The 12,354-nt window shown below is 54.9% G+C and carries 12 protein-coding genes; 5 read left to right on the top strand and 7 right to left on the bottom strand.

Annotation, left to right across the window (positions count from 1 at the left end; genetic code table 11):
* The first annotated feature begins 2 nt into the window (after positions 1-2).
* The 5 genes from aguA to K0H63_RS14010 all read left to right on the top strand — a co-directional run bounded on the left by aguA (position 3) and on the right by K0H63_RS14010 (position 5,234).
* A complete protein-coding gene (gene aguA, locus K0H63_RS13990; RefSeq protein WP_220065212.1) occupies positions 3-1,100 on the top strand; it encodes an agmatine deiminase in 1,098 nt (365 codons plus the stop codon).
* 35 nt (positions 1,101-1,135) lie between these two features.
* A complete protein-coding gene (locus K0H63_RS13995; protein ID WP_220065213.1) occupies positions 1,136-2,839 on the top strand; it encodes an amidase in 1,704 nt (567 codons plus the stop codon).
* A 181-nt stretch (positions 2,840-3,020) separates the two neighbouring features.
* Positions 3,021-3,272, top strand: a complete 252-nt coding sequence (locus K0H63_RS14000; protein WP_220065214.1) for a hypothetical protein — start codon at positions 3,021-3,023, stop codon at positions 3,270-3,272.
* Positions 3,273-3,303: 31 nt separating this feature from the next.
* The gene (locus K0H63_RS14005) at positions 3,304-4,740 is read left to right on the top strand and encodes a helicase HerA-like domain-containing protein (protein ID WP_220065215.1); all 1,437 of its coding nucleotides are present in this window, start codon (positions 3,304-3,306) and stop codon (positions 4,738-4,740) included.
* A 77-nt stretch (positions 4,741-4,817) separates the two neighbouring features.
* A complete protein-coding gene (locus K0H63_RS14010) occupies positions 4,818-5,234 on the top strand; it encodes a hypothetical protein (RefSeq protein ID WP_220065216.1) in 417 nt (138 codons plus the stop codon).
* 79 nt (positions 5,235-5,313) lie between these two features.
* On the opposite strand, the gene K0H63_RS14015 is transcribed toward K0H63_RS14010, so the two are convergent.
* The 7 genes from K0H63_RS14015 to nqrM all read right to left on the bottom strand — a co-directional run bounded on the left by K0H63_RS14015 (position 5,314) and on the right by nqrM (position 12,354).
* On the bottom strand, positions 5,314-6,477 hold the full coding sequence (locus K0H63_RS14015; protein WP_258405584.1) for a tRNA/rRNA methyltransferase: 1,164 nt from the start codon (positions 6,475-6,477) through the stop codon (positions 5,314-5,316).
* 109 nt (positions 6,478-6,586) lie between these two features.
* Positions 6,587-7,654: a DNA polymerase IV gene (gene dinB, locus K0H63_RS14020; protein ID WP_220065217.1), complete on the bottom strand. Its 1,068-nt coding sequence runs from the start codon at positions 7,652-7,654 to the stop codon at positions 6,587-6,589.
* Positions 7,655-7,739: 85 nt separating this feature from the next.
* Positions 7,740-9,737: a methyl-accepting chemotaxis protein gene (locus K0H63_RS14025; protein WP_220065218.1), complete on the bottom strand. Its 1,998-nt coding sequence runs from the start codon at positions 9,735-9,737 to the stop codon at positions 7,740-7,742.
* 195 nt (positions 9,738-9,932) lie between these two features.
* The gene (bfr, locus tag K0H63_RS14030) at positions 9,933-10,403 is read right to left on the bottom strand and encodes a bacterioferritin (RefSeq protein WP_220065219.1); all 471 of its coding nucleotides are present in this window, start codon (positions 10,401-10,403) and stop codon (positions 9,933-9,935) included.
* An 11-nt stretch (positions 10,404-10,414) separates the two neighbouring features.
* Positions 10,415-10,885, bottom strand: a complete 471-nt coding sequence (gene bfr, locus K0H63_RS14035) for a bacterioferritin (protein WP_011760639.1) — start codon at positions 10,883-10,885, stop codon at positions 10,415-10,417.
* 148 nt (positions 10,886-11,033) lie between these two features.
* On the bottom strand, positions 11,034-11,993 hold the full coding sequence (locus K0H63_RS14040) for a GGDEF domain-containing protein (RefSeq protein WP_220065220.1): 960 nt from the start codon (positions 11,991-11,993) through the stop codon (positions 11,034-11,036).
* A gap of 136 nt (positions 11,994-12,129) precedes the next feature.
* A complete protein-coding gene (nqrM, locus tag K0H63_RS14045; RefSeq protein ID WP_011760641.1) occupies positions 12,130-12,354 on the bottom strand; it encodes a (Na+)-NQR maturation NqrM in 225 nt (74 codons plus the stop codon).

A 12,354-nucleotide genomic window follows, 5' to 3' on the forward strand; every position in this document is an offset into this window, starting at 1 on the left:
CGATGAGCATCAACACCATTAACTCTACTCCCGCCAGTGATGGCTTCACCATGCCAGCCGAATGGGCACACCAGCAGGCTGTTTGGATGATTTGGCCCTATCGCACCGATAACTGGCGCGAAGCCGGTCGCTTCGCCCAGGCGACCTTCGCCAAGGTGGCCGATGCCATTGGCGGCGCCACACCTGTGTTTATGGGGGTGCCAGCCGAGTTTATGGACAAGGCCCGCGCCATCATGCCCGCCCACGTGACCCTGGTTGAGATGAACAGTGATGACTGCTGGGCCCGCGACACAGGCCCAACCGTAGTCACCAACGCCGCCGGCGAGTGCCGCGGTATCGATTGGGGCTTCAATGCCTGGGGCGGCCACAAGGGCGGCCTCTACTACCCGTGGGATCAGGATGAGAAAGTGGCAGCCCAGATGCTCGCCCAGCACGGCATGGACAGATACCAGGCGCCGCTTATCCTCGAAGGCGGCTCTATCCACGTGGACGGTGAAGGCACCTGTCTCACCACCGCCGAGTGCCTGCTGAACGAAAACCGCAATCCACACCTGACCAAAGAGCAAATCGAAGCGCACCTGCGCGACTATCTTGGCGTGACCAGCTTTATCTGGCTGGGTGACGGCGTTTACATGGACGAGACCGATGGACACATCGACAACATCTGCTGTTTTGTGCGCCCCGGCGAAGTAGCACTGCACTGGACCGACGATGTGAACGACCCGCAGTACGAACGCTCTGTTGCCGCGCTCAAGGTGCTGGAAGCCGCCGTGGATGCCAAGGGCCGTAAACTCAAGGTATGGAAGCTGCCTCAGCCAGGCCCGCTGTACTGCACCGAAGAAGAGTCTGCCGGCGTCGAGAGCGGCACCGGCGTGCCCCGTGAGGCCGAAGGTCGTCTGGCCGGTTCCTACGTGAACTTCCTTATCACCAACGACCGTATCGTCTACCCGCTTTTGGACGAAGCCACCGACGGTGAAGCTCAGCGCATTCTGGAAGACATCTTCCCTGAGCATAAGGTTATCGGCGTCCCGGCCCGTGAGATCCTGCTTGGCGGTGGTAATATCCACTGCATTACTCAGCAGATCCCATCCGGCAAATAATCGGCCTGTTCATTCATCTTTTCGGAGTTACCCGTATGTTCGAAGTAACCGAAGTTTCCATTGCAACGCTTCGCGCCGCGCTCGAGTCCGGCCGCACCACAGCGGTCGAACTGGTTAAAGCCTATCTTGCCCGCATCGAGGCCTTTGATGGCCCCGATACCGACACCAAACTCAATGCGGTGGTGGTGCACAACCCCGATGCCCTTAAAGAAGCCGAAGCATCCGATGCGCGCCGCGCCCGTGGCGAGCCCCTGGGGCCGCTCGATGGCATCCCCTACACCGCCAAAGACAGCTATCTGGTTAAGGGTTTGACCGCCGCCTCCGGCAGCCCGGCCTTTAAAGATTTGGTTGCCCAGCGCGATGCCTTCACCGTAGAGCGTCTGCGCGCCAATGGCGCCATCTGCCTTGGCAAAACCAATATGCCGCCCATGGCCAATGGCGGCATGCAGCGCGGTGTGTATGGCCGCGCCGAAAGCCCCTATAACGGCGACTACCTGACCGCACCCTTCGCCTCCGGCTCCTCCAATGGCGCCGGTACCGCCACCGCTGCCAGCTTTTGCGCCTTTGGCCTTGCCGAAGAAACCTGGTCCAGCGGCCGCGGCCCTGCTTCCAACAACGGCCTGTGCGCCTACACCCCGTCCCGCGGCGTGATTTCGGTGCGTGGCAATTGGCCACTGACCCCCACCATGGACGTTGTCGTGCCTTATGCCCGCACCATGGCAGATTTGCTTGAGGTGCTGGATGTGGTGGTAGCCGACGATAATGATACCCGCGGCGATCTGTGGCGCATGCAGCCCTGGGTAAGCATCCCCAAGGCCTCTGAAGTGCGCCCCGAGTCGTATCTCGCCCTAGCCTCTGGCGCTGAAAGCCTCAAAGGCAAGCGCTTTGGTGTGCCCAAGATGTTTATCAATAAGGATGAACTCGCCGGCACCAGCGAAAACCCAGGTATTGGCGGCCCGACCGGTCAGCGCATTCATACCCGTGACTCTGTGATTGCCCTGTGGGAGCAGGCACGAGCGGCGCTGGAAGCCGCCGGCGCCGAAGTGATTGAAGTGGACTTCCCGCTGGTGTCCAACTGCGAAGGCGATCGCCCCGGCGCGCCAACCGTGTTCAATCGCGGCATAGTCACCCCAGAGTTTTTGCACGACGAGCTGTGGGAGCTCTCCGGCTGGGCCTTTGATGACTTCCTGCGTGCCAATGGTGACCCCAAGCTCAATAAGCTTGAGGACGTGGATGGACCCAAGATTTTCCCCCATGACCCTGGCACACTGCCAAACCGCGAGGGCGACCTTGCCGCCGGTATGGATGAGTACGTCAACATGGCCAAGCGCGGCATCAAGCCGTGGAATGAGATTGCCACAGTGCCCGACGGTCTGCGCGGCCTTGAAAAGACCCGCAAGCTTGACCTTGAAGACTGGATGGATGCGCTTAAGCTCGATGCCGTGCTCTTCCCCACCGTGGCCGATGTGGGCCCTGCCGATGCCGATGTGAACCCGGCTTCTGCCGATATCGCCTGGAGCAACGGCGTTTGGGTAGCCAATGGCAACCTCGCCATCCGTCACCTGGGCGTACCCACAGTGACTGTCCCCATGGGTGTGATGGCGGATATCGGTATGCCTGTGGGTCTGACGTTTGCTGGCCGAGCCTACGATGACAACGCGCTGCTGAGCCTGGCTTCGGCGTTTGAATCCACCGGTAACAAACGCCAAATACCACCACGCACCCCTAAGCTATCCTGATTAGGTAAAGTAACTCGCTGATACTGAATCAAAAGCCACCCAATGGGTGGCTTTTTGCTATTTTAGGCTCAATTTCCGACGTCAAGGAACATGACCGGCCGGGGCTTCTTTGCTATAACCATGGAACCATCAGTGACGGACTCAGTCATAAACCTATCTACATAAGATTCAAGGAAGACTCATGCGTTTACTTCCTGTGACACTTGCCACAGCTCTTACCCTGCTGCTGACCGCCTGCAGTGCCAATCAGGTAAGCCAATCCGGCTGCGCCTTTGTGACTGGCGTTTATGAAAACGACAACCAAAATCGCAGCAACCCGGATCACAGAGAAACTACGGCCAAAGAAAATGCCGCTGTTGGCGTGATAAATGCCCTTTTTGCCGGAATAGCTGGCCTTTTCAAAGATGAAGATAAAGAGGAAAACTGCCTCTAATACTCGGCATCACTGACATGGAGAGCAACAGATGAATTCCATTCTTCTCGGTGGCAATGGCAATACCCAGGTTGTTCTCAACGCGGCCATGGCAAACCGCCATGGCCTTATCTCCGGGGCAACAGGGACCGGCAAGACCATCAGCCTGCAGCTGCTGGCGGAATCCTTTTCCGAGCTTGGCGTGCCTTGCTTTGTGGCAGACGTAAAAGGCGACCTCAGTGGCCTGGCTGCAGCAGGTAAAGACAACCCCAAAATTTCAGAACGCTGCAATCACATTGGCATGGCCGTACCCAACTTTTCTGCCAAGCCAACGCTTTTTTGGGACATCTACGGCCAGCGTGGCCTTCAGGCCCGTACCACCATCAGTGAAATGGGGCCGCTACTGCTTTCGAGCCTGCTGGAGCTGAACGATACCCAAACCGGTGTGCTCTATAGCTGCTTTGCCTTTGCCGACGATGAAGGCATGTTGCTGCTCGATCTCAAGGATTTGCGGGCGCTGCTTGGGTTTATGGCCAACAAAGGCAATAGCCTGTCGGGCAATTACGGCAATATCAGCACTGCCAGCATAGGCGCCATTCAAAGAAAACTGCTGGTACTGGAAGAACAGGGAGCCGATGCCTTTTTTACCGAACCGGCACTGGAGCTCGGCGACCTGATGCAAAACGATTTTTCCGGCAAGGGGGTTATCAGTCTGCTGGATGTGACACGGCTTATCCATCAGGCTCCCAAACTCTATGCCACCTTCCTGTTTTGGCTGCTCTCTGAGCTGTTTGAAAACCTGCCCGAGGTTGGCGATGCCGACAAACCCAAACTGGTGCTCTTTTTCGATGAGGCGCACCTGCTGTTTAATGATGCGCCCAAGGTACTGGTTGATAAAATTGAACAGGTGGTGCGGCTAATTCGCTCTAAGGGTGTGGGGGTGTTTTTTATCAGCCAAAGCCCCATGGATATTCCGCCGAATATTCTTGGCCAATTGGGCTGTCGAATTCAGCACGCTCTCAGGGCCTTTACCCCCAAAGATCAAAAAAGCATTCGGGCCGTCGCCGAGAATTTCAGACCCAACCCGAATTTTTCCACCGCCGAAGTGATAACGACCCTGGGCGTTGGTGAAGCCCTGGTATCTGTGCTGGATAACAAAGGTGCACCAACACAGGTAGAGCGGGTACTTATCTGCCCTCCTGCCTCCCGCATCGGCCCCATATCCGATGAAGAGCGTCTGGCACTGCTTGCACGCTCGCCGCTGAAAAACAAATATCAGGAAACCGTGGACAGGGAATCCGCCTTCGAAATCCTGTCACAGCGCGTTAATGCAGCCCAAACGTCATCCAAACCGAACGTGGCGAAAAAGCCATCCTCTCGGCAAAGCGATAACGCAGCCGAAGCCTTTTTCAAGAGTCTCGCCCGGGCCGTGGGCTCGAAGCTTGGGCAGAGTCTGGTGCGGGGAATATTGGGCTCACTCAAACGCTGAGGCTTAAGCCACTTTTAAGCGAGGCACCCTAAGCTGCTGCGCTGTGGCATATGGCTTTACATTTTTGAGTATTTCCGATGTTTATTGGCTATCTGGTGGTCGCTGCCATCATTGTTAAAACCTCTTTGATGGGGCTTGGGGGAATGTCACTGGCCATTGCCTCCGTGGCGTATCTGCTAAACCGCCTCTGGATGCGCTCCCGCGCGCGGCCTTTCAAGGGCAAACAGGTGAGCGACCAGTCACAGACCAATCATCTGGGCAGCAAATTCGCCCAGCTGTGTGTAACCGCAGTACTGCTGCATCTGGCTGTGTATTTCGCCTTGGTGATAAAGCTGCTGATGATGGATGGCCTTGAGGATATACCGGCATTTCTGCTCAGCCACCTGGTACTGCATCATGTGCTGTGTGCCCTGATTGGCGGCATCATAGCCCTGATGACTATCAGGCTGTATCTCACCCGGCACGAATTGCCATCCTTGTCCCGAATCGATTGAGATAAAAGAATAAAAGCGCCCAGAGGCGCTTTTATCATAAGAGGTGAGTTGTGCGAGTAGCACGTGAGTTATGACTGACTCAGCCCTGCTGGCGATACCATTCACCCAATATCAGGCTGGCCGCCACACTCACGTTCAGCGACTCCACCAAACCGGTACCCGGAATTTGCACGCCAATATCGGCGCGGCTCGCCACCGCCTTGGACACACCGTCCATCTCTTCGCCAAACACCACAACCACCTTAGCGGGCAGCTTACTGCGATAGAGAGACTCACCACCATGGCTGGAAGTAGTGATGATGCTGTAACCGGCATCACGGCACAACTGCAGCGCATCGGTCAGCCTGTCACAGAGAATGCCCTCCACATGTTCCATGCCCCCTTCCGCGGTGCGGGCGGCAGCACCGGACTGAAGTAATCCGGCTTCGGTCATCACTATGCCTGCCACGCCGAAATGGGCACAACTGCGCATAATGGCGCCCAGGTTGTGGGGATTACCCACGCCGTCGAGGGCAAGTAAACAATCCCGGGATTTAGCAGTGTTGGCAGCCAAATAGGCCGCCATGTCCTGTACCGGTTTACGACGCACTACCATCACAACACCGCCGTGATGCTGACTGCCGGCAATTTTCTCCAGCTCATCGGCGTCAACCACATGGTATGCCTTGCGGTTTCTGGCGAGGTATTTCATCACATCGGCAAACTTGGGCGCAGTCTCCTCATCCAGATACAGCTTAATCACCTCATCGCTGCGCAGCTTGAAGGTTTCTCGGCAGGCATTAATGCCGTAGAGGCGGGTCTCGTTCAGGCGCTGATCCTTGCCATCGAAACCTGCCTGGGCGCCGGACGCTCTGTGCGCTGGCTCTCGGCGAGGAGCTTCTCGGCGCGTAGCTTCTCCGCGCATATCTTCTCTGTGTTGATAAGAGTCGCGTCGTTCGGTCCGGCCTGAACCTGGGTTGCGGTCAAAACGTCCCTTACCCGAGCTTCGGTCAGCGCCTTTTCTCTCGCGCCCTTCCTTGCCCTGAGCTTGCTCCACTGCGCTCCCCTTGTCGCCTTGAGTGCGCTCCTGTTGATTGCGGCCTTGATAGCGCTCGGCTCTGGCGGGTCGCATATCATCCTGCGCGTCGCTGCGCTTGCGCCCTGATGACGGCTTGCCGTGGGATTGCTTCTGCCAGGGAGAAGATGCGTTGGCCGATGGGGATTGACGCCTGGAAACGCGCTGTTGGGATTTGGGATTGTTCACGCTGTGCTCACTGTTAAACTCACGGCCCACTGGCCACGAAACAGCGCTATTTTAGATGCCCAGGCGCTGACTCACAACCACAGGCGCATCAAGAAAGTTTTATTCATCGCTAAAGGCTTAACGCCAACTGGGCGCTGCTCTCCTGTTCTGACTCACTCTGACACACGAGGCCCGCGGCAATTCCCACCAGGCGAATGCCCCTGCCCTCGGCACGCACAAAGGCCTGACTGAGCAGCGATTCGAATAATCTCACCGAGGGTTCTTCGGCGCGGCTTTCTATGGTCGTCTGACGAAAATCATCAAACTTGAGCTTTACCACCAGCTTGTGAATACGTCGCCCCGAAGCACTGCGGCCAAGACGACGATTAAGCTCCGGAATGAGTGATGAAAGCACATCCAGGCATGCCTCACGGGTGTGCAAGTCTTTGGGCAGTGTGGTCTCTACCCCCACGGACTTCCGCTCGCGATGGGAGACGATGGCCCGCTCATCCCGGCCATGTGCCCTTTCGTACAAAACGGCACCGAATTTACCAAAGTGCTCTGTCAGCAGCGTCAGCGGCACCTGCTGTACATCGGCGCAGGTTTTAAGTCCCAGCACATTGAGCTTTTCTTCGGTGACCTTGCCGACACCGGGGATCTTACCCAGGGGTAAGGCTCTGACGAATTGTATCAGGGTATCGGGCGACACCACATACTGGCCATTGGGCTTATTGAGATCCGAAGCAACCTTGGCAACAAACTTGATAGGACTCACGCCCGCCGAGGCCGTCAGGCCGGTTTCTTTGAATATGTCACTGCGAATCGCCTCGGCAATACGGGTGGCCGAGCCCTGATACAAGCTGCAGTCACTCACATCCAGATAAGCTTCATCCAGCGACAGAGGTTCAATCAGGGACGTATAACGACTGAAGATTTCGCGTATTTGTTGCGAAACAGCCTTGTATACCTCCATCCGGCCGGGAACCAGGAGCAGGTTGGGGCACAGTTTAAGGGCATAGGCCGAAGCCATGGCAGAGCGCACACCAAAGGCGCGGGCTTCATAGTTACAGGTGCTGATGACACCTCGCCGGTCGCTGCTGCCGCCTACCGCCAGTGGTTTGCCGCGGTACTGTGGAAAATCGCGCATCTCGACGGCTGCAAAGTAGCAGTCCATATCGATATGAATGATTTTTCGCATGGGTAAGCCCTGATATTACTGTATATAAAAACAGTATCAGAATTACAGGCAATAAAAAAGCGCCCTGAGGCGCTTTTTACCCGGCTTACACCCGGAACTGCGAGATATTGCCGGACAGTGCGTGGGTGAGCTGCTCAAATGCCTTGAGGCTGCCCGCCAATTCCTGACTGGCAGAATGGGAGTCATCGGACAGTCCGCGCACATTTTCCACGTTCTGCGCCACCTCATCGGCCACCACCGCCTGCTGGCCGATGGCCACGGTAATTTCAGTGGTTTGCTGCAATATGGCGCCAATGGCATCGGTGATCTTGCCAAGTGAATCCTGCACCTGACTGGTAAGCAATTGCCCACGCTTGGCGTCGTTCACGCCTGCCTCCATCACGGATTCAGCCTCCATGGCACTTTGTTGCAAGCGCTGGATGATGCCCTGAATGTTGGCGGTAGAATCCTGAGTACGGGACGCCAGGGTGCGCACCTCATCGGCCACCACGGCAAAACCCCGTCCCTGCTCTCCGGCCCTGGCGGCTTCAATGGCGGCGTTAAGCGCCAGCAGGTTGGTTTGCTCGGCAATGTTACGGATAACGCTGAGTACTTCACCAATTTTTTCTGAGCTGCCCCTGAGATCTTTTATCACTGCCGCGGCTTCTATCACCCTGGATGAGAGGGTTTCTATGCCGGTGGTAGCCTCAGCGACTATTTGTTTGCCGTCATCGGCCTGTGTCTGGGCAGTTTCGGCAAAGTCAGCCGTCCGCTGCGCACTGGCAGCCATTTCCTGACTGGTGTGAGCCATTTCGATAGCGGCGGCCGCTACCGAGTCGATTTGTGCCTTTTGCCTGGAAACGGCGCCAACAGCCACATCACAAATTTTACGGGCTTCGACAATGCCGTCATCCACGTCACGGGTCAGGTCGCGGGTCTGGCGCAGCATTTGTTGTACCTTGGCCGCAAACCGATTGAAGGCATCGGCCATGAGTCCCAGCTCGTCTTCCCGCTGAATGTCGATACGGCGGGACAAATCACCCTCACCACTGGCCATGTTGTCCATGGCACCGAGCAGCGACTTGAGCTGCCTGCGAAGCGGGAGTAGCAACAGCCAAACGGTCACGCCCACCAGGAGGATGATACCCAGGGACATCAGGCAGGCATTCCAGAATGCATCGCGCACCGGCGCCTCAATCACCTCGTGGGGAAGCATAAAGGCCAGGTGCCATTTTTGTTTGGGGTAGTCCCCCGCCACTTCAACGAAGGCCACGCGTTGGGGATTCCCCTGATAGACCACATCGGTAAATCCACTTGATTGACGCTGCATCAGCTGGCCAAGGGCAGTGAAACCTTCGCTGCCATTATTGTCGACCTTTTGAATGGCTGAGCCAGGAGGAAAGCTCTCGTTAAATCCGGGGAAGTACACCAGCTTGCCATCGCCAGTCATCAGAAACGCCTGGCCAGAACCCTGATATTTAATGGGTGCCAGCAGCGACTTGCCAATGGTATCGATAAGAATGTCCATGCCGCCAATACCCAACAACTGGCCGTTGGCACCATAAACCGGCGTTTTTACCGTTGCCGAGATAGAGCCATCATTGGCATCGACAGCCGGGTCGCCCACAAACAGACCGCCCTTGTCCAGAGCTTCCTGCCACCAGGGACGCTTGTTGGTGTAGTAATTGGGGTCGCCATCGTAACGGCCATTGAGGTCGAAATATTCAAAGGTATTGGCAGAGCCAAAGAATACCGACTTGATATCGGCATCCTTGTCGGAAAAATATCTGAAGTACTGCACTATGCGCTGATATTGGGCATCGCTGGCAAGATTGCTGCCCCTGGCCTTGTAATGGGTAAACCAATCCACCAGGCCGGGCTCGGCAAACACCGCATGGATGATCTGGCCCTTGGCAACGAAGTAGCCACGAATGTCGCGGCTTTTTTGCTCCATCAGCGCATTGATGTCGCCATCAATGGTGGCGCGGGTGGATTGGCTGGCATCACGCACCAAAAAGGTTGCGACCAGCGCCAGCAATATCGCCAGAGCGCCAACCAGCGTCAGTACAAGCTGTAGGCTCAAAGAACGTTTGATATGTCCCATCGGATTACCCTTTCGCAGTTATTGTTGTTGGGCGAAATAAGCCCACCAATCTAGCAACAATAGCCGCAGGATAACAGTGAAATCACAGTAAATTTAGGCAAATAGCTCCGTACAGCTGGGCGTCTTTAACATAAAAACGCCGGCGTACTTGCCGGCGTTTTCCATGGAGGTGAAGCAGAAAGTAAACAAATAGCTTCAGGACATTTTGGACTGGAGGTAATTGGGCAAACCAACGCGGTCTATCAAACCCAGTTGTTTTTCCAGCCAGTACAGGTGGTCATCTTCGGTTTCTTCCAACAGCTGCTGCAGCAGCTCACGGGTGACATAATCCCCCTTGGTTTCACACAGGGCAATAACCCGTCGCAGGTTGTCGGCCACCTTGTATTCATACGCCAGATCGCTCTTTAACATGGCTTCCACATCTTTGCCTATGTTGAGCTTTTCCCTGCTGGCGACATCCGGCGTGCCCTCCAGAAACAGGATACGGGACACCAATTTGGCCGCATGCTCGCGCTCGTCGTCTGATTCATGGGCGATGCGCTCGTAAAGCTCATTCAGTCCCCAATCCTCATACATTCTGGCATGCACAAAATACTGATCCATGGCCGATAATTCACCGGTTAGCAAACCATTCAGCGCATCTATAACTTCCTGATGACCTTTCATTTTGCTCTCCTTCAATCGTCCATTTGCGACTGCAAGTAATTTTGAATGCCGGTGAGGCGAATAAGCTCAAACTGGGACTCAAGCCAGTCGAGATGCTCTTCCTCGTCTTCAAGGATGTCCTCGAGGATGTCGCGGCTTACATAGTCCTGCAGTTTTTCGCATTCGGCGATGGCAGCACGCAGCAGAGGCAACTGCTCTTCCAGCATGCTCTTGTCGCAGCCCAGCATTTCTTCTGAATGTTCACCGATCCGCAGCTTGCCCAATGCCTGAAGGTTGGGCAATCCCTCGAGGAAAAGCACCCGCTCAATCAGTTTGTCGGCATGCTTCATGTCTTCGATGGATTTTTTGTAATCCTTGCTGTTGAGCTTTTCCAGCCCCCAGTTTTTGAACATCCGGGCATGGAGAAAATACTGATTGATTGCAGTAAGCTCGGCAGTCAATACCTTGTTGAGGTGGCTTACCACACTGGCATGGCCTTTCATAAGCAAACGTCCTTGGTTGGATGAAAATTGATCTACATCAATTTCAACCCTAGTACAGCTGGGATGAATAATCAACTTTTCCTTTAATATCAACAACATCTAAAGGTTAATTATTCTTATTGCGTTTATGCTTATCAACGAGCGGGGATTAAAACAGCTCTATATCGTCATCGATTTGCGTCGGCAGCAAATCGCCATGATTAAAGAGGTCATGATAAAACGCCCATCTGTTGCGGCCATTGTCTTTGGCAAAATAGAGGGCTTTGTCGGCTTTCATCATAACGGACATGGGGTTATCTTCCAGGGTGAGTGACGTTATCCCGATAGAAAGCGTGACCGGGCCGGTTTTTTCGTGCTGGATTTTACCGACGTCCGCCATCAGCTTACGGCAGATGTACTCGACTTCATGCTGAGATTTGTTGTCCAGCAGCACCACAAACTCATCACCCCCGAAGCGAAATAAGGCATCTTCGTCACTGAAGCAGTCATTCATCGCCCGGCTAATCCGAAGCAGGACTTCGTCCCCGTATAGGTGGCCAAGGGTATCGTTTATCTTCTTGAAGAAGTCAATATCAAAGGTCAGCATCCAAAAATAGGGTGCCCTGCGGGTCTCTGTCCGAATGTGGCTGAAAAGATGAAACAGGCGTGCGTCGTAGGCCTTTCGGTTAAGCAGGCCTGTTAAGCCATCGGTCTGGCTGTCGAGTACGACCCGGGCAAAGTTTTCGTAAATACGGGCGAATGCCTGCAGCATCATCAGGTTGGCATTGTTCAAGTCGAGGTCGTAAACCAGAAGCACCTTAACCACGGCATCATTCATTTTGACCGGCAGCGCCACCTTACAGCGCTCATCCTGATCGCAAATTGCGTTTTTACCGGTTTCTATGCATTGCTGCACACAGGGTGGTGGATTATCCAGTGCCAGCACGAAATCGGTTGAGGTGAGGAATTTTGGAAAATGAGGCAAATCGCCCACATTGATAACCGCAACCTGCTTTACCCCCAGTGTTTGCTCAATGGTTTCAATCAAACAGGTGGCAAGTGACTGCAACTGACGCTGCTCGGTAATAGAAGCAACAGAATTCAGTATATGTTCGGGTGCAGAACTCATAACACTTTCCCCCGTTTGGTGCTGAATGACCGACCCATGCCAGTATAGCCAGCATAGGTGTTTATTCGGGGAAATAAAACCGAGGCGGAAAACAATAAAGGCTCCCATGGGAGCCTTTATTTGATGCTGTCCTGCGTTAAAGGATCCTGTCCTTGGTCAGCTTTTCCTTGCGAGCCTCTTCGGCAGCCATTTTGGCTTTGCGCTTGTCGCAGGGATCATCACAGTCACAGGCTTTATCGATACCCAAGGCACCGAGGCCTCCGCAACTACCGGCAACGGCCTTTTTCTTGATGATATAACCAATTGACATCAAAAGGAAAAACACCATAAGCACCGCAAAAGCTGCGATAAAGGTACTCAT

The organism is Shewanella zhangzhouensis (assembly GCF_019457615.1).
Classification (GTDB): Bacteria; Pseudomonadota; Gammaproteobacteria; order Enterobacterales; family Shewanellaceae; genus Shewanella; species Shewanella zhangzhouensis.

Bases quoted from the DNA above. Each gene is read 5' to 3' on its own strand.
- aguA (WP_220065212.1), top strand. From the start codon at position 3: ATGAGCATCAACACCATTAACTCTACTCCCGCCAGTGATGGCTTCACC.
- K0H63_RS13995 (WP_220065213.1), top strand. From the start codon at position 1,136: ATGTTCGAAGTAACCGAAGTTTCCATTGCAACGCTTCGCGCCGCGCTC.
- K0H63_RS14000 (WP_220065214.1), top strand. From the start codon at position 3,021: ATGCGTTTACTTCCTGTGACACTTGCCACAGCTCTTACCCTGCTGCTG.
- K0H63_RS14005 (WP_220065215.1), top strand. From the start codon at position 3,304: ATGAATTCCATTCTTCTCGGTGGCAATGGCAATACCCAGGTTGTTCTC.
- K0H63_RS14010 (WP_220065216.1), top strand. From the start codon at position 4,818: ATGTTTATTGGCTATCTGGTGGTCGCTGCCATCATTGTTAAAACCTCT.
- dinB (WP_220065217.1), bottom strand. From the start codon at position 7,654: ATGCGAAAAATCATTCATATCGATATGGACTGCTACTTTGCAGCCGTC.
- K0H63_RS14025 (WP_220065218.1), bottom strand. From the start codon at position 9,737: ATGGGACATATCAAACGTTCTTTGAGCCTACAGCTTGTACTGACGCTG.
- bfr (WP_220065219.1), bottom strand. From the start codon at position 10,403: ATGAAAGGTCATCAGGAAGTTATAGATGCGCTGAATGGTTTGCTAACC.
- bfr (WP_011760639.1), bottom strand. From the start codon at position 10,885: ATGAAAGGCCATGCCAGTGTGGTAAGCCACCTCAACAAGGTATTGACT.
- K0H63_RS14040 (WP_220065220.1), bottom strand. From the start codon at position 11,993: ATGAGTTCTGCACCCGAACATATACTGAATTCTGTTGCTTCTATTACC.
- nqrM (WP_011760641.1), bottom strand. From the start codon at position 12,354: ATGAGTACCTTTATCGCAGCTTTTGCGGTGCTTATGGTGTTTTTCCTT.